Origin of the sequence: Peribacillus frigoritolerans (genome assembly GCF_001636405.1) — a bacterium.
Lineage (GTDB): Bacteria > Bacillota > Bacilli > Bacillales > DSM-1321 > Peribacillus > Peribacillus frigoritolerans.
Genome location: NZ_KV440950.1, coordinates 4,556,131 through 4,578,224 on the forward strand (window position 1 = coordinate 4,556,131; position 22,094 = coordinate 4,578,224).

Below are 22,094 nucleotides of genomic sequence, written 5' to 3' on the forward strand. Positions count from 1 at the left end.
TGGTTTTGGGAGGTGACTGGGATAATTAAATCGTTCGGCACATCTGGCGATTCAATAAAGTCCCACACTAATTGGACATATTAAGTTTTTTATTTGTCATTATTTTAATTGCTTTAACAGCCTTTTTTGTAGCTTCGGAATTTTCGATCATAAGGGTTCGCAGCTCCAGGATCGATCAACTGATTGAAGAAGGAAACAAAAAAGCCATTGCGGCAAAAAAGGTCACATCCGATCTTGATGAATACCTATCCGCGACACAGCTAGGAATTACCGTTACTGCCCTTGGACTGGGGTGGCTAGGACAACCGACCGTCCTCAAATTGGTTGGGCCCTTATTCAATGCCTTGAATATCCCACCAGAAGTTACAAGCATTCTGACATTTGTCATTTCATTTTCCCTGATTACGTTCCTGAATGTGGTTGTAGGTGAATTGGCTCCAAAGACGGTTGCCATCCAAAAGGCTGAGCAAGTGACCTTGGCAATTGCCGGCCCGCTGATTTTTTTCCATAAGATAGCCTTTCCCTTCATCTGGGCCTTGAATCATTCTTCCCGATTCGTTGTCGGATTATTTGGCTTTAAGCCAGCATCCGAAAGCGAAATAGCCCATACGGAAGAAGAATTGCGTTTCATCCTTTCAGATAGCTATAAAAGCGGGGAGATTAACCAGTCGGAATTTAAATATGTAAATAACATCTTTGAATTCGATGATCGAGTTGCCAAGGAAATCATGGTTCCACGGACAGAAATCATGACCATATCCAAGGATGAAACGGTACAGGAATTCGTCGATGTGGCCAAATTGGAAAAATACACTAGATATCCTGTTGTCGAAGGTGATAAAGACCATGTCATCGGCCTAGTGAACTTAAAGGAAGTTTTCTCGGATCTTATCAAGAACCGGGAAATCCATATCAAAGCGATTGAAAATTACGCTCGTCCGATCATTCGGGTAATGGAAAATATACCAATTCACGATTTGTTGTTAAAAATGCAAAAAGAACGCATTCATATGGCTATTTTGATGGATGAATACGGCGGAACTTCCGGACTTGTCACAGTCGAGGATATCCTCGAGGAAATCGTTGGGGAAATTCGTGATGAATTCGATATCGATGAAGTTGCCTCAATCAGGAAAATTAAAGAAGGACATTATATTTTGGACTCTAAACTTCTTGTAAAGGAAGTGAATGATCTCCTTGGCATTCACTTGGAAGAAGATGATGTCGATACTATAGGCGGATGGGTCCTTACTGAAAACTATGATGTGAAGGTAGGGGACATCATGGAAAAAGACGGATTCTGCTTTAAAGTGATTGAAATGGAAGATCACGCCATCCGTTCCATCGAGGTTACAAAAAAGGTCGTACATCTTCCTCTTGAAGAGGATCTTACCCAAGGTTAATGATCAAAAACAGCCACGTAAAAGGTTATTTTACGTGGCTGTTTTTTTAACGATTTGTTCATTTATCGGGAAACCGTCCCATTTTTTTGACCGTTACAATTGGAGGTGTGCTCTTTTTTTTCCATAAGATATACAGCATGATGAGGATAAAGGAAAAACCAGCAGCCGGTATTAGATAGGGTTCAGTTATTTCCCGGATTTGCTGCCAATTCTCGCCGAGGATCCTTCCTAAGGTCAGGAACAATATGGTCCAAGGTATGACAGCCGCAACCGTATAAAATATAAACTTCCATACTGACATCCTCGCAATTCCGGCAGGGATGGAAATGGCATGACGAACAACCGGAATGAATCGAGCCGTAAAAACCACGCCCACGCCATACCGCTTAAACCACTCTTCAGCATGTACAATATGATTTTCTTTAATTAGAATATATTTTCCATATTTCAAGAGAAAGGGCCTTCCTCCATAATACCCCGCCCAATAGAGAAATAATTGTGCCATCGTCCCGCCTGCCACACCGGCAAGAACAGCTCCCCAAAAATTCATTTTCCCCAGACCGACCACATAACCACCGTATCCAAGAACAAGCTCACTCGGGATGATTTCAACCATCAGCCCCAATAAAATCCCCATATAGCCCATTTCCGCAAACCAATTCAATATCGTCATAATAAGCTGTGATATCATGCTATCGGACTCCCCTTACCGCTAATTTCAAATTGTTTGTCCTTCTATCCTATTCAGCTCATAACGTTCTATTCGATTTTTCATATCCAGTTTCACAAGGCACCACATTCAGGATTGCACAAAAAAAGACCAGCTGCTATGTACTCCGGTCTCTTTACATCAATATTCTTTTAGCTCCCCTTTTTGGGAAATTTGAGAAAAAACAGCGGTAGTGAGTAAGGATGAATCATTTTGTGAAACATTAGTGAAAATCTCCTGCCGTGATTTCGTTTTTTCAATATGAATCCCGAGATCTTTATACTTGTTGATTATTTGATTATTCATGCTTACCCTCCTTTTCTGCTGTACCGTTATCCTTTAACTTCCCATTTAACGAAGTAATAAAACCTGTTTAATCGATTCGATCCAAAAAACAATCAATTGACATGAATGGTTTGCAGTTGGTGTTCATGCACTTCGTCTTTTTCAACATGGACCTGGACCTTATAGGTTCCCGCTTCTTCGAAAGATACCTTATTTAGATATGTTCCATTCCCATCTTCTTCAGCTTTGGTGAAATGACTCTCTTCGCTGCCTTCCTTCCACACCTCGAAATTCACATCTGCATTTGTCAGCGGCTTCCCATTCAATTCAACCGTCGCTTCAAAGTTCGAACTGTTTCCTGCCTTTACAGGGTTACTTTGAAACCCGATAGATACATCCGTACTAGGATGAACCGATGCACCTTCACTTTCATGTCCTGGAACGACAACTTCTTTTTCAGGCATTACATGAAGGCCTTCAGCCGTTACATGGGACACTACAATATATTTGCCTTGTTCGTCAAAAGTATGCATCACTTGATACATGCCACTTCCAGTATTCTTTGCTTCAAGCATTTCCCGTTTATCCTGTCCGGACTTTCTCACTTCAAACAGCACCTCATCAGCTTCATTCACCAATTGGCTTCCCTGTTTCACTGTCGTTTCAAGAATGACTTCTTTTCCAGGCTCCACCTTCCCTTTAATGACAATTGATGCATCCATCGATTCTGGAACAGCACTGTTCACTTCCTTATCCTCTGGCATTTCAGACTCTTGACACCCTGCCAGCATAACTAACAACGCAGTACACATATAAAGTTTTTTCATATGAACTTCCCTTTACTATTTATTAGACTAAAAATCTGTCCTCTTCATATTGCCCATCCTTTCCTTTTTTCAGATTTTTATACATAATTTTACATCAAATGGTTCGCATTACGGTGACTGAAGTCAGCATGGCTACCGCGATGATCGTTAAAAATGAATATAAAAAGATTGAAGTCCCCACAACGCTCAATCCGCAAAGCAGTACACACCCATCAATGAAAAAAATCAGCAGACCTACATTGAGTCCACTTTTCCTGGAAAGGATCTGTGCCAACATATCGGTTCCGCCTGTAGAGGTCCCATACCGGAGCATTAAACCGATTCCAAGTCCAATCAACCCTCCCCCGATTATCGCACTTACATAAATGGGGAGGTTCCATCCTGTGACAGCGTCGGAAAAAATATCGATGCATAAAGAGGAAAAAAGCAAGCCATGCAAGCTGTTCAGGAATAATTTTTTTTCAAAGTACCAAGCATATATATATAATGGAATGCTGCTCAAAATCACACCCAGTCCTGTCGGAAGTCCTATATAGTAATGAAAAATCAGCCCAATCCCTATCATGCCTCCATCCAATAAATGATAAGGTATCAGAAAAAAATTGATTCCCACACCTACAAGCATGCTGCCGGCAATGATCGCTGCCATCCGTTCCATGATTTTCATGGCTGCCACCCCCTTTAATTCTTGCATTTAAAACTTGTCTTGGTTTCTATAGAATATGTTTGTACCATCAAAAAAATAATGAAACTGAACAATTTTTTATGAAACGGCCCTTAGTTTTCTGAATATTCTATAATATGTTACAATAAAGTAGAGAAAACAGTCAAAAACAGCTAATTATTAGCTCAAACTGATCCTTTACAAGCAATTTACCGGATTTATGGTGCCGTAAGCTGTTTGACTGAATGATTAACTCTTTCTATAATGAAAGTATTTAAATTAATTAGATTGAGGTGATTTGATGGGGCATTAAAGAATGTTCGTTTTGACGGACAGGCGCTGCTTTGCGTAACGGATATGTGCATCCTTTTGGAAAATGGCTGCACTCCTTCAGACAGAAATTCTTCTATTTCCCGTCTACGCATCGCTAATCGGCATATACTATTATTCTCTTCATCACTAAAAGAAATGGGAGTTCAAGCGGCTGCACATCCATGGCCACAGGCCTTTTTGAAGCAATCCCGAAAATATTCAGCACGGCAAAAAAAATATACTTGTATATTTTAAAAATGTAGGAGGTGTACTCCTTATTCGTCTCGAAGGCGAGTTAAGGGAGACTATTTGGACATAATAAACTTGGTTCTTATTGCCATTTTAATTGCTTTAACAGCATTTTTTGTAGCTACGGAGTTTGCGATTGTTAAAGTGAGAAGCACGAGGGTCGATCAATTAATTGAAGAAGGAACGAGGAATGCCATTTCAGCAAAGAAGGTCATCTCCAACCTGGATGAATACCTCTCAACTTGTCAGCTCGGAATTACCGTTACAGCTCTAGGGCTTGGATTCCTTGGGGAACCGACAGTTGAAAGCATTTTGCACCCACTCTTGAATCAATTGAATCTTCCAAATTCAGCTTCACATGCACTCTCGGTTGCAATTGCCTTTTCTTTCATTACGTTCATACATGTCGTTGTTGGAGAATTGGCACCGAAAACATTGGCGATTCAAAAAGCGGAGCAAGTAACATTATTGGTTTCGAAACCTTTAATTGCCTTTAACAAAGTCATGTATCCATTCATCTGGGTACTGAATGGCTCTGCAAGGACGCTTACAAGAATGCTAGGATTAAAAGCGGTTTCCGAACATGATTTGGCTCATACAGAAGAAGAGCTTCGAATCATTGTTTCCGAAAGCTACAAAAGTGGCGAAATTAACCAATCAGAGTTTAAATATGTGAATAAGATTTTTGAATTCGATGATCGGATCGCAAAAGAAATCATGGTTCCACGTACAGAAATTGCAACGGTATCCAAAGATGATACGATCCAGCAGTTTTTCACCGTAATGGCGGAAGAGAATTTTACGCGATATCCTGTCATTGATGGTGATAAGGATCATGTTATCGGAATGGTCAATATCAAAGAGCTATTCACTGAAATGATAGACAGAAACAATCAGGCAGCGTCAACGATCGACCGATATGTTCGTCCAATCATCCGTGTCATTGACAGTATCCCGATTCACGATTTACTTTTAAAAATGCAAAAGGAACGGATCCACATGGCCATCCTCATGGATGAATACGGCGGTACGTCAGGTTTGGTTACCGTTGAAGATATCCTTGAAGAAATCGTTGGCGATATCCGCGATGAATTCGACCTGGATGAAGTTCCCGATGTCCGCAAATTAAAAGAAGATCACTACATCATCGATGCCAAGGTATTAGTAAGTGAAGTGAATGATTTACTTGGATTGGATATCAATGATGAAGATATTGATACGATGGGCGGATGGATCCTTACGGAGGATTATGAGGCCAAACAAGGTGATATCCTGACTTATGGTCCCTATAACTTCAGGATAAAGGAAATGGAAGATCACCATATTCGTTATATTGAAATATTTAAACAAGCAAAAGTCGTAAGCGAAGTGAAAGAATTCCCGATCATATCACAAACCGAAATCGTTTCATGATAATAACCCCCGTTCCTAAAACAATAGGAGCGGGGGTTATTTTTTTCAACTGGTACATGAAATAAAATAAATACATATTATATAAAACCTGCTTCATTTAGCATTGGATGATTACATGAAGTATAGTTCTACCTTTATTGTTTCATACTGATAAAAAAGCGATACTTTTTGAAGGAGTGAAGAATCATGAAACTCATAACCATTTGCCAGCACTGCAAAGGGAAAGGGAAAACCCGTTATCTTCAATTCTTTTCCCGGGACTGCAATCATTGCAACGGTCAAGGTAAAGCCGTAAAAGATATGTCAAATTTAAGAAATCAGGCCAAAAACATCTAATAATCTTTCATATTTTGAAGTTGGTTTTAATGACACCTGCCCTCTTTAGCGTATCATAAACAATCAGTATCGAAGGTCCAAGGAAAAGCCCAAGGAAACCAAGCATCTTAAACCCTAAATAAAGACTGACCAACGATGCCAATGGGCTCAACCCCATATTTGCTGAATAGATTTTTGGTTCGATTGTCCTTCTTATGATGGTAATGACCAGAAATAGAATGATGAGGCCAACACCAAGATGATGATTTCCTTGAGCCCAAACAATCGCTGCCCAAGGAACCAGCACAGATCCCGTCCCCAAGATAGGAAGAATGTCCACCACCACTATTAACATTGCCAATGGAATCATATACTTCACATTTAACAACCATAGTCCTCCATAAGCCATGATGAACGTTATTAAACTCAACAGGATTTGTGCCTTTATGAAGCCTACGGCTGCCATCCTTAAATCTTGATAAACTAGCGAAATTTTTTGATAGGTGGATGTCTTTAAATAAAGGGCTGCCTTTTTTCTTAATTTAGGCAATTCAAGACTGAATAAGAATAAAGCGATTAAGTAAATTAAAAAGTCAATGAAAAATCCCGGAATGAGTGTAACGAACTGGACCATATCCTGAACAAAGCCCTCTGTGAACCCCTCCAGAGCCATGACTCCCTTTTCCATCGTCTGCTCTACCGATTGAATGAGGTTTGTCGGCAAAGTTTGCGAATACCGTTCCCATTGCCTAATGACTGGCAATATAGCCGTCAAATACACTTCACGTATGAAACCGGGAAATTCTTCCGAATAGACAATGACCTTCTTGATTAATACTGAAAAAGAATAATAAGTGATGCTCATAAGCCCACCTACATATAAAACAAATGAAATCAATACTGCCCAAAAACGATGCATCTTTGCCGTTTCACCAATCATGCGGACCAACCCATCCAAAAGAATGGCGGTGAGCAGCGCTAAAATCAACGCCCATGAATAGGGAATGACGATTAATATGACTAGAAGGAGTATTCCCCTCCAAAACCAGCGAAAAAAGACAGCGACATTCACTGAACAAACCCTCCTTGCACCTTCCTGTTCTCCTTATATTTATGAAACGGGGACACATATATTTCGCTTATACGTTTTATTTTCTCAATAAGGGGAAAAAGAGATACAAAGAGATGGAGGGATTCACATTGGATAATAAAGATAAAGAAAAGTATCTTGAGGAGCGTAATGATAAATCCAAGGCCTTCAAGAAAAATCAGGAGAAACAGCTGGAACGTGATCAAGTGGTCATGCCCATTGATGATTTACCAATTGATGAAATTAAATATGAGCATCAAGAAGAACGAAATAAAAAAGAAACAAAGCACCGCTCCACCAGCGAGAAGTTTTAAACAAAAACCAGCCACTTTTTAGAGGCTGGTTTTTGTTTGCAGGATATACTGCATTCAGTGCGTTTTATACTTTTACCAATTTCGTCGGCACTTATGGACCATTTCAAAGAGTAATATATTCTTCCCATCATATATTACAAGCAGTAGCTAAAAGGGGTCCGGAAAGTGTAACTATCTTTAATTGATGTACCGGCAGCACCTTCAACTCCTCAGGTATGGTTTCTAACTAAATGTTATAACAAAGTTGATTGGAGCGGGTGTTCGAGACTCCTGCGGGAAAAGCGTGTCCAAGGGAGATCCCGCAGGTGCAAGCCGAGGAGGCTCCCCGGACCGCCCGCGGAAAGCGAGTGCCTGGAACGGAAATAAATGCCCAAATGGAGAAACCACAAAAAAACTGTAGGCAAACATGAATTCTCGAATTTGTCTCTAGGCTGAAATATATTCCATCATGATTAAGGTTCTTCTTGTGATTGTACAGATGCTTCCCCCTTTGTTGTTTGAGATTTGGGAAGACTGAGCTTTCAATCAATTCATTCATATTGCCAGAATTTTACCCTTCCCCGCTTTGCTTCCAAAAATAAACATTGACTGAAATAAATGATTCTTTACAATAGACTTTTAAGAATTAAAGAATATAATGGACTGGTCGACCATTATAAAGGAGAATCATATGACGAACCCTACTCAATTATTTCATCAATATTTACAAGTATCGAGATCATTAGTCAGCAAAATGAATGAACAAATTACAGCCCTTGAAATTTACCATAATCAGTGGACAATCCTGAATTACTTAAAGAACTGTGGCTATTCCACAATCCCCGATATTTGCAGTTACCTGGATGTAGACAGTGTGATCATCACACGTTCGGTCAACAGCATGGAACAGAATAATATGATTAAACAAGTTCCTGGTAAAGATGAACAGGAAAAACGAATAGAACTGACCCCCCGGGGCAAAGAGGTACATACAAAATGTCTTAAGATTGCAGAAAAAATCGAAGGAAAGGCCTTGGAAGGCATTACTGAAGAAGAACAGGAAGTATTTTTCCAGACGGTCCTTAAAATCCTCAATAATATAAGAAACTAAAATGGATAGCTTGTATCATTTTAGAATAAGTGTGAAGCAAGGAATTTCCTCACTTTCACACCAAGCTATAGCCATGCCTTTTTTAAAAGCCGGATTCCAGCTTCGATTTCCCTTTCGGTTAAACCACCGTACCCAATCAAAATAGTCGGATCTTTCACTTTCTTTGAATGATAAACCGATGTTGGGTGGACTTTAACCCCAACACTGGCAGCCCTTTGGATGAGCTCTGTCTCACTGCTGCCGTTTTTTACGTTTAAAAGAACGTGCAATCCTGACTTTTCACCGATTATGGCTACACGATCATGGAAGCTCTCTTCCATTGCGTTCAACAGCACCTTATTCTTTTTACGATAAATCGTTCGCATTTTATTCAGATGGCGTTCCCAATGTCCATTTTTCATAAAAAGACAGAGCGTTTCCTGAATCAGTCTGGAAACGGTCTGTTTATATCCGATTAACTTCTGCTGAAATCGGCAAGACAACTCCATGGGTAACACCATAAATCCCACCCTGATCGATGGGATGAACGACTTTGAAAACGTGCCTAGGTAGACGACCCTTCCATTTGTGTCCAACCCCTGCAACGACGGAATCGGTTTGCCTGCATGTCGGAATTCCCCGTCATAATCATCCTCAATAACATAACCTTTTTTTTCCACCGCCCAATTCAATAATTCCACCCGTCTAGTTACCGGCATGATCATACCGGAAGGAAATTGATGGGAAGGCGTTACATAGGCTACATCCGCTGTACTCTCTTTCAATGAGTCCACACTCATTCCACTTTCATCCAAAGGTATGAATTCCGTAACAGCCCCCTCCATCCTCAGTACCTCCCTTACCCGATGAAAGCCAGGATCTTCTAACCCAAATACCCGCTCATTTCCAAGTAGTAACCGCAGAAGATGGATGAAATACTGGGTACCTGCCCCAATGATGATTTGATCAGCCCCGCAGCGAACTCCTCTTGATTGGAATAGATAGGATGAAATCTCAGCCCTAAGCCCCCATTCCCCTTGTGGATCACCGCTCATGAACATTTCCCTTTCGTGTAGATACAACGTATTATTCAAGCATTTTTTCCATACGGCATGCGGGAAAGAATCCACGTCCACCCGGCCATGATTGTAATCTATCTCATTTCTTTCATTGAGAGGGTCCATTATCCCTTCTGTAACAGGCAATGGCTCATTCAAAGCTGAAATCGGTTCTAAATCGGCTACGTAGTAACCTTTCCTTAATTGACTTTCCACATATCCTTCTGCCATCAACTGCTGATAAGCCGTATCAACTGTATTCAGGCCTATCCCTAAATGCAAGGCCAGTTTTCGTTTAGAAGGCAGTTTCATTCCGGCCTTTATTTGTCCATTCTGGATTTCCTTTATAAAGTATTTATACAATTGCACATATAAAGCTTCTTTGTTCGTTTTATCTAGGGTTAGAGTGATTTCAAACATTTGGTCCTCCTTCAAACTGGTTCCATAAATTATATCAGCATTGGTCCTTATTGCAGAACCAGAATATTTTTATAATGAAGATATCAATCAATAGGAGGAAACTATGGAGCATTTCGAATTATACGGTAAACACGTGATACTCACCCCGATGATGGAACATCATATCGAACCGCTTTACGCCGCTTCCCTGCCATCTGAAATATGGAAATGGAGTGCAACAAAGATTTTGTCATATGAAGAGGCGATCTCCTATGTAAAGGAAGGCATTCGAGCAAGGGAACAGGAACTTCATCATCCATTTGTCGTTATCGATCGGACAGTTGATTCGGTAGTTGGGAGCACGAGCTTAAGGAATATTCACTTTCATAATCAATCGCTGGAAATCGGCGCGACTTGGTATCATCCCGACAAATGGCGTACAGCCATTAACACTGAATGTAAGTACTTGTTATTGCAGCATGCTTTTGAAAAGTGGCAAATGAAACGGGTTGAATTCAGGACGGACGAATGCAACAAAAGATCGCGTGCCGCAATAACCAGGCTCGGCGCCCTTGAAGAAGGCATTTTGAGGATGGAGAAAAAACTGCAAGATGGGAGGATCAGGAACACGGTGGTCTATAGTATTCTCGAGCATGAATGGCCCAGTGTGAAAAGGAATTTGGAAGCTTTTTTAGAAAGGTGAAAATGAGAAAAAGAGTGCCGTTTTTTTGCACTCTTTTCTCTTGCTGCTATTATTCATGTGAGACTTCACGAATTTCCGATAAAGAATCCTTTTGCCTTTTCGTTGATCGAATGAATATGAAAACACCAATCGCAAATAAAAATGGCATTAGTAAAGCAAAAAGAAGATAAATCATATCACCAAAGAACAAGTTCATTACCCCCTAGCACCCTTTTGTCAGTAAAGCTTTTCCGTCAGACTTGGATGATCCTTGCTTAGTCCAAGCTTTGTGACAAGCGAATCATATCCTGGCACTGAATCCCATTTTCATAAATGGCCTCGGAATAGTTTCTAGTAAAAAAATCCCGATCGACCCCAGTTATTCTAAAACCGCATTTTTGGTAAAGGGCAAGCTGCCCTATCCCCGAATTCCCCGTTCCGATTTCAATCATTTTATATCCCTGTTCCCTTGCATGGCCTATCGCATGTTCGATCAATTGCCTGCCGATTCCTCTTCCATGGTACTGTTCATCGACCGCTATGTTCATTATCTCTATCAGTTCCGGGCCTTTTTGCAGTAAAACACAAACGCCGATCATCCGTTTATCACTCACGGCAACAAAGCACGTTCCGCTTCCCAAATATTCCTCGACCAATTTCCTTGAAGGATCTGCCAAAAGCAATAAATGCATCGGGGGTGGCTCCTCCAAGAATAATTCCCTTATCTCCATCAGCATCCAAACCCTCCTCAGTTTAATTCATCTACAAGCAGTTCAACCAATTCCGATGCAGGAAGTTCCCTGCTCAACTTATAACCCTGTCCTGCCCACAAAGCCATCAATTCAGGATTGTTCTTTTGTCCGGCTGCTTTTCGCATTTGTTTGGTCATGTGGTGGACATAAGGATAGGCGACCGGTGCAACACTATCATATTCCGTTAAAAAGTGATTCACCAACCCGCGTGCCCTCCGGCCGCTGAAGGCTCGGGTAACAGCAGTCTTGGTAAATCGGGGATTTCCCAGCGCCGCCTTATGGACCGGACTTGCCCCGCTTTCGGGACAGCGAAGGAAAGCGGTACCCAATTGCGCCGCTGTTGCTCCCGCTTCGAGCACGGCTGCGATATCCTTTCCATGCATCAGTCCGCCTGCAGCAATGATCGGTAAGTCCAGCTCAGCCCCTATCATCCGAATCAATACTAAAAGGCCGTAATCATCTTCTGTGCAGTTATCAAAGCTGGCCCTGTGCCCCCCTGCTTCAAACCCCTGCACACATAGAACGTCCGCACCTGCCCCCGCCGCCTTTTTTGCTTCCTGAAGGTTGGTTACTGTCACGGCTATAAGGGAACCGACATCTTGGAGCTCCCTTATTACATATTCCGTTGGGCATCCAAACGTAAAACTGACGACCGCGACCCCAGCCCCCTTCAATACATCTAGTTTATTTCCCCAATCATCGTCATCACTATCGGCTTTTCCAATCTCAGCCCCAACGCTCTCGGCCTCTGTTTCGATCTTATCACGATAGCCAGATAATATATTTTCATCCACCGGCTCGTTGCCTGGCACAAATACATTCACGCCAAAAGGGCGTTCAGTCAACTGACGGGTCTGCCCTATCTCGTCCTTCATCTCTTCCGCAGTCTTATAGCCAGCTGCGAGAAAGCCCAATCCTCCTGCATTGGATACTGAAGCCGCAAGCTCTGGAGTGGAAGCCCCTCCTGCCATCGGTGCCTGAATGATTGGATATCTCATTAACTCTTTCAACATTCGATACAACTCCTCTTGATTTTTCTTCATGCCCTTATCATTTTTACGTTTTCTTGGTATAATGATTATCTGTAAGAGAAAAGTGTCTAAATGATCACCCTTTATATCTTGCAAATATAAAACATAGGTGGTAAATAAAAAATGGAAACAAAACCATATAGAGTATTACTTTATTATTTGTATGTACCTATCGAGAATCACGAAGAATTCGCAGCCGAGCATCTAGCGGCATGTAAAGCCCTTGAATTGAAAGGCCGTATCTTGGTGGCTTCAGAAGGTATCAACGGAACGGTTTCAGGTACGATCGAACAAACCGAAAAATATATGGACATGATGAAAAGCGATCCCCGCTTTGCCGATATCGTGTTTAAAATAGATGAAGCTGAAGGCCATGCTTTCAAAAAAATGCATGTTCGTCCACGCAATGAACTTGTAACGCTTCGCTTGGAAGACGACATCAACCCGAACAAGACGACAGGCAAATACTTGAGCCCGAAGGAGTTCTTCGAGCAAATGCAAGATGAAAACACCATCGTCCTTGATGCCAGAAATGACTATGAATTTGATTTAGGACATTTCAGGGGTGCAATCAAGCCAGAAATCACGAATTTCCGTGAACTTCCGGAATGGGTACGGGAAAATAAAGAAATGTTCGAAGGCAAAAAAATCCTAACGTATTGCACCGGCGGTATCCGCTGTGAGAAATTCTCCGGCTGGCTTGTCGAAGAAGGCTTTGAAGATGTAAGCCAGCTGCATGGCGGCATCGCAACATACGGGAAGGATCCCGAAGTCCAAGGTGAGCTATGGGATGGCCAAATGTATGTTTTCGATGAAAGGATTGCCGTACCTATCAATCAAAAGGAACATGTCATTGTCGGACGCGATATTTATTCCGGCGAACCTTGTGAACGCTATGTCAATTGCGCTAATCCTGAATGCAACAAGAAAATCCTTTGCAGCGAAGAGAACGAACACAAACATATGCGCAGCTGTACCCATGAATGCCGAGTGCATCCGCGTAATCGCTATGTAGTCGAGCATAACCTTTCTGAAGAAGAAGTGGCTGAGAGATTACAGCTAATCGAAGATTCCATTACGGCAAAATGATTTTTAGCAAACCCGAATCAGTGGACATGATCCCTGTTCGGGTTTTTTTATCGAAACCAAATCTTATTTTCCTATATTAAACCTATGCCTTGGACTTCCATTCCACTGCAAGAATTAAATATGATCTTTTAATGCCATCTGCTTTTACTGCAATATTACTTCCATTCTTACTTCTATATCACAATAGAAAAAACCTTCTTAAAACGTAAAAAGAATGGTTTCCGCTTTAAGATTTTAGCGGTCACCAGTCTTACCTACATAAAAAGAGCGATTCCTCTTTAGGGGAATCGCTCTTCTCATGTTATTTTGCCTCTGCACTTACAACAATCCCGCAAGCTTGTCTATCGCCTGCATCACCAGTTTTCAAAGTATCTGCATCCGGCCCTTTTTCTCCATTGGCTTCATAGCGGTCAGGAATATTGGCAAAGTTGTCTGGATTAGCATGAACGATTACAGCCAGCTCTTCTTTCTTCAGTTGGTCTATTGTCATGTTATCCAATGTTGCCGTATATTTTGCTGTCCCATCTTCTTTTACATATAAAGGGGGCATATCACCTGCGTGTTTAGAATGCGTTTCATCAGTTGGGTTGAAGTGCCCTCCCGCTGTAGTGAAAGGGCCATCCTTGGCATCCGGCTCACATGCTGCGTTCTCGTGAACATGGAATCCATGATAGCCTGGCTCAAGACCTTCCAAAGCGGTCTCGATCACTACAGAATTCTCTTCAGCGGTAAAGTTCACCGTCCCAAGTGTTTTACCTTCTACATCTTTAACTTCCGCTTTCACCTGCGGATCAACCTCTGTATCTGTTCCTTGTCCCACTGTAGTCATGTCCTCGGCATCATTACCGGCCTCATTTGAATCATCCGCTGAATTGCATCCATACAGTAAAAAGGCAGCACACATAGGCAGTATAAGTTTTTGTTTATAGTTCATGATAACTTCCCTCCACTCTCTTATATGTATCTTCCTCTTATTACTTTCCACTATTATGGAAGAATAAACAAATAGCGTCATAAATAGGAAAAAAGATTACACCAATGAGAGTGAATACCTTACTAAATTCACAGACAAGGATTTTACAATATAGCTTATTGGGCTCACATTTTTACAAAGTGATGACCCCGAAAGTAATGGCTGCGATCGTCATGATGATCGTTGTCCCAAACGCCCATTTAAACAGGAATTTTTGATGATCCCCAAAATCCACGCCTACAAGGCCAATCAATATGAATGTTGCAGGCACCAATGGCGATAAGGGGAACCCTGCAGTCGAATGACCTAATAATGCCGCCCTTCCGATTTCTACAGGGGCAATGCCGAAGTTCGACGCCGTTTCACTTATGATTGGCAAAATGCCAAAATAATAGGCATCAGGTGAAAAAATGAACCCCATCGGTATGCTCGTCAGCGCTACCACCAGTGGCAAATGTGCCCCGAGCCACTCCGGAATGACAGTTACGATTGAAGCAGCCATCGAGTCCATCATCTTTGTTTCCGTGAATACACCCGTAAAAATCCCAGCTGCGAAAATGAGTGTACAAATCATCACGAAACTATTGGCATGACTTAAAATCCTTTCCTGCTGTTCTTTTGGGTTAGGAAAGTTAACGAATAGTGCAATCGCAAAAGCGGAGGCAAATAAGATTTGGATCGGCAGCACTTCCATCACCAGCAATACCATCAGTAAAATCGTCAAGAACCAATTAAACCAAAAAAGCCTGGATGTTCCTTGAGGTGCGGATTCAACAGCTGCAGCCTGCTCGCCCATACCAGGTTGGATGTTCGTCTCCAAGGAGCTGACTCCCAATCTCTCCCTTTCCTTTTTGCCAAGTACATATGCCGAAAAAAGCGTCCATAAAAGACCGCAAACCATGACCGGAATAAGAGGAATGAATAACTCCGATACTTCAACCTGAAGGCTCGCGGCCGCCCTGACCAAAGGACCGCCCCATGGAATCATGTTCATGACGCCAGCGGCCAAACCAACGACACATGCCAATACGAGCCTGTTCATCCCTAATTTGATATAAAGCGGCAGCATGGCCGAAACAGTGATCATGAATGTAGAAGAACCGTCTCCGTCCAAACCTACCAATATGGTTATAATGGCGGTTGCCATGACAACCTTTAGCGGATCTCCTTTTACAAAACTCAGTATTTTAGCGATCATGGGCTCGAATAAACCAACGTCAATCATTAAACCAAAATACAGAATAGCAAAAACGATCATGACTGCTGTCGGTGTCACCTTTAAAATACCCGCAACCATCATATCTCCCATTTCCGAAGCAAACCCACCAATCAGACCAAAAGCTATCGCCGTGAAGATAAAAGCGACAACCACTGATAAACGCTTCGTGATGACCAAGACCAGAAACGTTAAAATCATACAAAACCCTAAAATCGTCAACATGTTTAAAACTCCTTTAATTGGAAAATGTATACCTTTTGTTTATTTGACTTTTCTGAAAAATCAGTATTTTCACATTATACCATTTGCCCATTCATTAAAAAACCTGTTAAACAAATTCGTTTAATAAATTAGTTAATTTCTGTATACTATTATTTAGGAACCCGAAGTTTTTTTCGGAGGAAAGAAGTGTTGTATGTAAAATGAACGCTCATAAAATAGCAAAACGGAATCTTTTCATCATGTGGTTCGCCAATTTCTTCATAGGCGGGAGCATGACGATGGTTCTCCCTTTCATATCCTTATACATTGGTACATTCGGAGATTATTCGACTCAATATATCCAGCATTGGTCCGGATGGACTTTTGGAATCACTTTCGTGACAGCCTTTTTATTTTCACCCATTTGGGGACGGATTGGTGACCGGTATGGCAGAAAGAAAATCTTGATTGCCTGCGCCTTTGGGATGGGCCTGTCCATCTTCCTGATGGGATTCGTCGAAAATGTTTGGCAGCTATTCGTCCTAAGGATGTTCACAGGAATATTCACTGGCTTCATTTCCATGTCCCAGGCCTTCATATCAACACAGACACCAAAAGAAATTGCCGGACGTGTACTGGGAACCTTACAAACGGGAAATATAACCGGTTCCCTTTTCGGACCATTGCTTGGCGGCGTGCTTGCAGACACACTAGGCTATTCAACCGCCTTTAAATTCACCTCCATCACCATTTTCATCTCTGGTCTTCTTGTTTTTGCAACCAAGGAGTACCGAATGGAGCGGCAGGAGGGAACGAAGTCGAGCTATACAAGCAGGGAGGTTCTCTCACATATCATAAGGAATCCCATCTTGGTGAATGTCATGCTCATCTCCACGCTTGTCCAAGTTGCCCACTTCAGCATCCAGCCCATTCTTTCTTTATACGTTGGTGAGCTGCATGGAACTTCCAATCTTGGTTTTTATTCAGGAATCGCCTTTTCTGCAGCAGGCCTGGGGAATTTATTGATGGCGCGTCACTGGGGCAAGATTGGTGATCGGCATGGACATGTGAAGATTCTTGTGCTGCTTCTTTTTCTGACAGCTCTTGTCTACTTGCCCGGTGCCTTCATCAATCATTTTTGGCAGCTTGTCTTTGTACGTTTCATACTAGGCATGGCAATAGGCGGCATCATCCCTGTAAGGATTGCCTACATTCGCCAAGAAGCGCCTGTCGCAATGCAGGGGGAAGTGCTTGGGTACAATACGAGCCTGCGCTTTTTAGGCAATATCATCGGACCCGCAATGGGCGGAATGGTTGCTGGTTTCTACGGATTCTCTGCCGTCTTCATCACGACCAGCACGTTACTCCTCATAGCCGGACTTGTCCTCTATTTCGCGATGCACCGCAATCCGGAGTTGGCCAGATCACATTAATCACATTTTTGGCAAGAAAGCCTGCTTCCATCTTTAAGCAGGCTTTTCCCGTTTAATGCTCATACAGCTGTAGTGTGCTGGATGCTTCTGGAGCCTTTTGTATATGGGAAATGATCGAAGAGAAATCAAGGCAGAAGATTTGAAGGGGTCACGTTCATGCTTATCCGTAAAGTCCACCAACCCTTATGACACACCCACAAACTGATAAGTATTTTTCCAGCACTTCATAACCCATCGAACTTTATGTTAAGATTAATTCAGGCAAATTTTATGAAAGTAAAAGACGCAAAGCCACGGGCCTAAACCAATAACTTAGTTGTCACGGCAGCCGGGTTGCCAAGATTTTTCTTGAATGGATCACTTTATAATTAATTTCTTGCCCCTTTTTAATTTGCCTAAAATTAATACAAGGAGGGTTATATATGTTCTTTCCAACCATTTATTCAGCTACTACGGATGAGAGACACATAGTTAAAGATAAAAATACTTGTGCATGCGGCACAAGATATAATGCATTCGCAATGTTATCCAGAAGCGACCTTCGAAAGATCAGGTTCAAGCATTATAAAGAAGTAACATGTCCTTTATGTAAATCCAGTATCATCGATGAGGAATAGCCTCTTAACACAAGGACGGTTCATACTCCTAAACTTTGATAGAGCTGGCCTTTCCATCCTCACCACTTCCATATATATAAAAAAACTCTCTTACCTCCTGCCCACATATTGACACAGTTTAAGCACGATTTTTTTTCATTATACGAATGGTAAATGTACGGTCAACCTATAACGGGCTCGATAAGATATAAATCATGAAGTAATCATTTGATTGAATCGGCGTTTCGATAGTTCTAAAACCCATTTCTAGAATGTCATTAATCGGTTCCAACCGGTGGTGTAAAGCTAGCAGGAAAGGGAAATCCATGTTATTTTGATTTATAATTATGAAATTGATCTCTACCGTTTTACTCCACTCTCCCTTAGCGGGAATTTTACAAAAGCCTATAGGAGCCCCTTACGTCAAAACTGGCCAGCCATTAACGGAAATCCAATTCGACTGACTTTATTACAAGCATGACCTGTATGCATTCGCCTACCTCCATATAAGTGACTTCCCTCACATGATAGCTCAATCACCTTTTGCACCAATTCTTCTCTCTTAAAGCATTTTTCCTACGTACGATAAGAAATGAATAGCCCTCGATTTGTCGTTTATATTATCCATATAGATAGAATAAAGGACTCATGCTATAATTTAGTGCGTTAAAAAAGAAATGAACACATATAAAAGAAAGAAGGAATGTTTCTTTGAATACATCTGCATACAAAAAGGAATGGTTCGGCAACGTTAGAGGAGATGTTCTATCGGGAATTGTCGTTGCCTTGGCATTGATTCCGGAGGCGATTGCCTTTTCGATCATTGCTGGCGTTGACCCAATGGTTGGTCTATATGCCTCATTCTGCATTGCCATCGTCATCTCCTTTGTCGGCGGAAGGCCGGGAATGATATCGGCTGCCACTGGCGCAATGGCACTCGTCATGGTCGGGCTTGTTAAAGATCATGGCTTGAACTATTTACTTGCTGCTACAATATTGACTGGTTTGCTGCAAATTTTACTAGGGGTTTTAAAAATCGGGAAATTAATGAAGTTCATTCCGAAGCCGGTCATGACTGGTTTTGTGAATTCTTTAGCCATCTTGATTTTCACGGCACAGCTCACCCATTTCGTGGGCGAAACATGGATCATGTATGTCATGACAGCCGTTTCATTAGCTATCATTTATCTTTTTCCGCTGATCACGAAAGTCATACCTTCACCACTTGTCGCCATCATATTCATGACGATCGTTGCAGTTACCACGGGGGCTACGGTGCGGACGGTTGGGGATATGGGGCAATTGACCGAAGCGCTTCCGATGTTCATGCTTCCAGACATCCCTTTGACCTTCGAAACTTTGACGGTCATTTTCCCTTATTCCATTGCCCTTGCGTTTGTTGGACTGCTTGAATCGTTATTGACGGCTCAAATTGTCGATGAGATGACTGACACGGACAGTAATAAGAATAAGGAAGCCAAAGGTCAGGGGATTGCGAATATCATCGCCGGATGTTTTGGCGGCATGGCAGGATGTGCGATGATCGGCCAATCCGGTATCAACATTAAATCTGGTGGAAGGGGCCGGCTCTCGACATTTGTAGCGGGCGCATTCCTTATGGTATTAATCGTGGTATTGAATGATGTCCTTATCAAAATACCGATGGCTGCACTTGTCGCAGTCATGATCATGGTTTCAATCGGGACATTTGACTGGTCTTCCCTAAAGAGGCTCACTAGAGCTCCTAAGTCGGATGCAGCCGTGATGATCGTGACGGTCCTCATTGTCCTTTATACACATGACTTATCAAAAGGGGTATTTGCCGGAGTGCTTTTGAGCATGATTTTCTTCTCGGCTAAAATTTCTAAAGTGGCAGTAGAGAAAACGGCAGACATCCAGGCTAAGAAAATCACTTACCGTATCAGCGGACAAATATTTTTCGCTTCTGTCCAGGACTTTATTTCAAAGTTCGACTTCAAGGAAAAAGCCGATGCAATCGTCATCGACTTCTCCCATTCCAAGATCTGGGATGCTTCGGCAGTCGGTGCTGTCGATACGGTTATTCTTAAATATCAGCTCTTGGGAATACCTGTCCAAGTCCAAGGACTCGATGAAGAAAGTTCGAAATTGCTTGAAAAACTCGCCACCTCAGAAAGTAAAATATCTTAAAGAAGTAAAATTCTGCTGAATAGAAACTTTTCAAACCGACAAAATAGATAACATGAATCATTTCCTTTTGAAAGGAGCGAAAAGCATGACACCTGAGCAGGATTATACGGCAGCAAATCTGTCACCGGATTTATTGAATGAACTGAAAAGCTTTGAAAGCAAACTTGGCGAGGAAGCCAATAAAGAATTGATTGTCATCGCCTATGAAAAAGAAAAGGAATCTTTAAATTAAGAAAAAAGACTCAAACACCCTTAATGGGATGGTTGAGTCTTTTTTTGAATGTACAGAAAAAGGGTGCCCATGTTTTTAATGAGCAACCCTTTTCCTGTATTATTTGCTGAATACGTCGGTTAAGACCGGCACGATTTGTTTTTTACGCGATACAACGCCTTCCAAGACGGCGATGTTATTGTTTAATGAAACGTCATATGCCTTTTCAACCGCATATGCCGCTTTACCAAGGGCCAAGGCAACGGAATCATTAGTCAGGATATCCGTTACGACGAATAGGAACAAGTCCAATTCCTTCACTGCGATGACCGCTTCAATCGCTGCTTCCAATTCAGCTTGCTTAGCAAGGACTTCGTTCGGGTCAACAGCATTGACCTGTGCTATTTCCACTTTAGCCATTCCCATGGAGAATTCCTTGGCATCAAGAGTGATGAGCTGGGCAATCGTTTTGTCGCTCAAGTCAGCTCCTGCTTTTAACATTTCCAAGCCATATTTTTCTGCGTCGACTCCCGCAATGGCAGCCAGTTCCATTGCTGCTGCAACGTCCTGCTCCGTGCAAGTCGGGGATTTGAACAATAAAGAATCGGAAATGATGGCAGACAGCATAAGACCTGCGATTGCTTTAGGGACTTCAATGCCGTTTTCTTTATAAATTTTATTTAAAATGGTTGCCGTACAGCCAACTGGTTCCGCACGGTAATATAATGGATCGCTTGTTTCAAAGTTAGCGATACGGTGATGGTCGATAACTTCCAACACACGGACTTGGTCAATGTCTTCAGCGCTTTGCTGGCGTTCGTTATGATCGACCAGGATTACGCCATCAGCTTCCCCTGCAACTTTTTCCACAAGACGGGGAGCATCGAATTTGAATTGGTCCAATGCATATTGAGTTTCACCATTCACTTCACCCAGACGAACTGGTTCAGCGTTGATACCTAGCTGTTTTTTAAGATCTGCATAAGCGATTGCTGAACAGATTGTGTCTGTATCCGGATTTTTATGTCCAAAAACTAATACTTTTTCCAAGATTTTATCCCCTTTTTCATAAATATTTTTTCCGCGAATCCCCTCAGTGCAATAACGGAGAGCCACCTTTACTAGACACTTTATTTTAACACAAAATCCCGTAAAATCAGCGCTTGATTTATCCATTCCCCCATAAAATCTTTCATTCGCCCACCCTCTTCCATCACTTTGTCAATAGATAAGGGTTGGTTTTTTTCAAATATATTAGTTGAATTATCATCGTATATGGCTTACGATAATATAAGCAGAAATACTAGATATTGATTACATAAACAATTCCAATAACTATATATAGAATTTTTATAATCCAAGGTGCCAGTGATGGCTGAAAAGGGAATCCGGTGTAAACCCGGAACTGTCCCCGCAACTGTAAATGTGACGAAATGAGAAAACCACTGTATAGCTCTCTATACGGGAAGGACTCAAAGTAGGATGATCATGAGTCAGGAGACCTACCTTGAATTTTTCACGTTTCTTATTCTTCGGGGATTGAGATGATGAAACGATAGTATAACGGCTATTTTTTCATGCCTCTTTTATTCTATCGTTTGATCCGCTCAATTCTTTGGGCGGTTTTTTTA

Annotated in this window: 21 protein-coding genes and 2 riboswitches; of the genes, 9 read left to right on the forward strand and 12 right to left on the reverse strand. The window is 41.9% G+C overall.

Annotation, left to right across the window (positions count from 1 at the left end; genetic code table 11):
* The first annotated feature begins 71 nt into the window (after window positions 1-71).
* Window positions 72-1,403: a hemolysin family protein gene (locus tag A6755_RS21515; RefSeq protein ID WP_063591907.1), complete on the forward strand. Its 1,332-nt coding sequence runs from the start codon at window positions 72-74 to the stop codon at window positions 1,401-1,403.
* Window positions 1,404-1,461: 58 nt separating this feature from the next.
* Here the strand turns inward: A6755_RS21515 and uptA are convergent, their stop codons facing one another.
* The 4 genes from uptA to A6755_RS21530 all read right to left on the reverse strand — a co-directional run bounded on the left by uptA (window position 1,462) and on the right by A6755_RS21530 (window position 3,891).
* Window positions 1,462-2,091, reverse strand: coding sequence for an undecaprenyl phosphate transporter UptA (gene uptA, locus A6755_RS21520; protein ID WP_063592651.1), 630 nt, complete (start codon window positions 2,089-2,091; stop codon window positions 1,462-1,464).
* A 162-nt stretch (window positions 2,092-2,253) separates the two neighbouring features.
* Entirely contained in the window at window positions 2,254-2,418 is a 165-nt protein-coding gene (locus A6755_RS27260) for a hypothetical protein (RefSeq protein WP_156319568.1), read from the reverse strand.
* 92 nt (window positions 2,419-2,510) lie between these two features.
* Window positions 2,511-3,224: a FixH family protein gene (locus A6755_RS21525; protein ID WP_063591908.1), complete on the reverse strand. Its 714-nt coding sequence runs from the start codon at window positions 3,222-3,224 to the stop codon at window positions 2,511-2,513.
* A gap of 94 nt (window positions 3,225-3,318) precedes the next feature.
* Window positions 3,319-3,891, reverse strand: coding sequence for a YitT family protein (locus A6755_RS21530; protein ID WP_048678063.1), 573 nt, complete (start codon window positions 3,889-3,891; stop codon window positions 3,319-3,321).
* A gap of 618 nt (window positions 3,892-4,509) precedes the next feature.
* Between A6755_RS21530 and A6755_RS21535 the strand changes: the two genes are divergently transcribed.
* Complete coding sequence (locus A6755_RS21535; protein ID WP_034314845.1) at window positions 4,510-5,862, forward strand: hemolysin family protein; 1,353 nt, start codon at window positions 4,510-4,512, stop codon at window positions 5,860-5,862.
* Window positions 5,863-6,205: 343 nt separating this feature from the next.
* Here A6755_RS21535 and ytvI read toward each other — a convergent pair whose 3' ends face one another.
* A complete protein-coding gene (gene ytvI / locus A6755_RS21540; RefSeq protein ID WP_084738031.1) occupies window positions 6,206-7,249 on the reverse strand; it encodes a sporulation integral membrane protein YtvI in 1,044 nt (347 codons plus the stop codon).
* Between the two features lie 128 nt (window positions 7,250-7,377).
* Between ytvI and A6755_RS21545 the strand changes: the two genes are divergently transcribed.
* Entirely contained in the window at window positions 7,378-7,581 is a 204-nt protein-coding gene (locus tag A6755_RS21545) for a hypothetical protein (protein WP_057275739.1), read from the forward strand.
* Window positions 7,582-8,251: 670 nt separating this feature from the next.
* A complete protein-coding gene (locus A6755_RS21550) occupies window positions 8,252-8,671 on the forward strand; it encodes a MarR family winged helix-turn-helix transcriptional regulator (protein WP_034314851.1) in 420 nt (139 codons plus the stop codon).
* A 65-nt stretch (window positions 8,672-8,736) separates the two neighbouring features.
* Here A6755_RS21550 and pdxR read toward each other — a convergent pair whose 3' ends face one another.
* Window positions 8,737-10,128: a MocR-like pyridoxine biosynthesis transcription factor PdxR gene (gene pdxR / locus A6755_RS21555; protein WP_063591909.1), complete on the reverse strand. Its 1,392-nt coding sequence runs from the start codon at window positions 10,126-10,128 to the stop codon at window positions 8,737-8,739.
* Window positions 10,129-10,231: 103 nt separating this feature from the next.
* Between pdxR and A6755_RS21560 the strand changes: the two genes are divergently transcribed.
* Complete coding sequence (locus A6755_RS21560; protein WP_063591910.1) at window positions 10,232-10,810, forward strand: GNAT family N-acetyltransferase; 579 nt, start codon at window positions 10,232-10,234, stop codon at window positions 10,808-10,810.
* 49 nt (window positions 10,811-10,859) lie between these two features.
* Here A6755_RS21560 and A6755_RS27265 read toward each other — a convergent pair whose 3' ends face one another.
* From A6755_RS27265 to A6755_RS21570, 3 genes are all read right to left on the reverse strand, one after another.
* A complete protein-coding gene (locus A6755_RS27265; protein WP_161784889.1) occupies window positions 10,860-11,000 on the reverse strand; it encodes a hypothetical protein in 141 nt (46 codons plus the stop codon).
* Between the two features lie 64 nt (window positions 11,001-11,064).
* Window positions 11,065-11,520, reverse strand: a complete 456-nt coding sequence (locus tag A6755_RS21565; RefSeq protein WP_063592653.1) for a GNAT family N-acetyltransferase — start codon at window positions 11,518-11,520, stop codon at window positions 11,065-11,067.
* Window positions 11,521-11,537: 17 nt separating this feature from the next.
* Entirely contained in the window at window positions 11,538-12,554 is a 1,017-nt protein-coding gene (locus tag A6755_RS21570) for a nitronate monooxygenase (RefSeq protein WP_244889704.1), read from the reverse strand.
* Window positions 12,555-12,695: 141 nt separating this feature from the next.
* Here A6755_RS21570 and trhO point away from each other — a divergent pair, with 141 nt between their 5' ends.
* Window positions 12,696-13,661, forward strand: coding sequence for an oxygen-dependent tRNA uridine(34) hydroxylase TrhO (trhO, locus tag A6755_RS21575; protein ID WP_063591911.1), 966 nt, complete (start codon window positions 12,696-12,698; stop codon window positions 13,659-13,661).
* 301 nt (window positions 13,662-13,962) lie between these two features.
* Here trhO and A6755_RS21580 read toward each other — a convergent pair whose 3' ends face one another.
* Window positions 13,963-14,595: a superoxide dismutase family protein gene (locus A6755_RS21580; RefSeq protein ID WP_063591912.1), complete on the reverse strand. Its 633-nt coding sequence runs from the start codon at window positions 14,593-14,595 to the stop codon at window positions 13,963-13,965.
* 172 nt (window positions 14,596-14,767) lie between these two features.
* Entirely contained in the window at window positions 14,768-16,075 is a 1,308-nt protein-coding gene (locus A6755_RS21585; RefSeq protein ID WP_063591913.1) for a CitMHS family transporter, read from the reverse strand.
* A gap of 200 nt (window positions 16,076-16,275) precedes the next feature.
* Between A6755_RS21585 and A6755_RS21590 the strand changes: the two genes are divergently transcribed.
* From A6755_RS21590 to A6755_RS27270, 3 genes are all read left to right on the forward strand, one after another.
* Complete coding sequence (locus tag A6755_RS21590) at window positions 16,276-17,487, forward strand: MFS transporter (RefSeq protein ID WP_063591914.1); 1,212 nt, start codon at window positions 16,276-16,278, stop codon at window positions 17,485-17,487.
* 250 nt (window positions 17,488-17,737) lie between these two features.
* A riboswitch (cyclic di-GMP riboswitch) is annotated at window positions 17,738-17,828 on the forward strand.
* A gap of 966 nt (window positions 17,829-18,794) precedes the next feature.
* Complete coding sequence (locus A6755_RS21600) at window positions 18,795-20,252, forward strand: SulP family inorganic anion transporter (protein ID WP_063591915.1); 1,458 nt, start codon at window positions 18,795-18,797, stop codon at window positions 20,250-20,252.
* Between the two features lie 85 nt (window positions 20,253-20,337).
* Window positions 20,338-20,484, forward strand: coding sequence for a hypothetical protein (locus tag A6755_RS27270; RefSeq protein ID WP_153246080.1), 147 nt, complete (start codon window positions 20,338-20,340; stop codon window positions 20,482-20,484).
* Between the two features lie 99 nt (window positions 20,485-20,583).
* Here the strand turns inward: A6755_RS27270 and A6755_RS21605 are convergent, their stop codons facing one another.
* Window positions 20,584-21,513 carry a manganese-dependent inorganic pyrophosphatase gene (locus tag A6755_RS21605; RefSeq protein WP_034314865.1) on the reverse strand — a complete coding sequence of 310 codons (930 nt, stop codon included), beginning with the start codon at window positions 21,511-21,513 and terminating at the stop codon, window positions 20,584-20,586.
* A 293-nt stretch (window positions 21,514-21,806) separates the two neighbouring features.
* Window positions 21,807-21,987, forward strand: a riboswitch (cobalamin riboswitch).
* Window positions 21,988-22,094 lie beyond the last annotated feature (107 nt).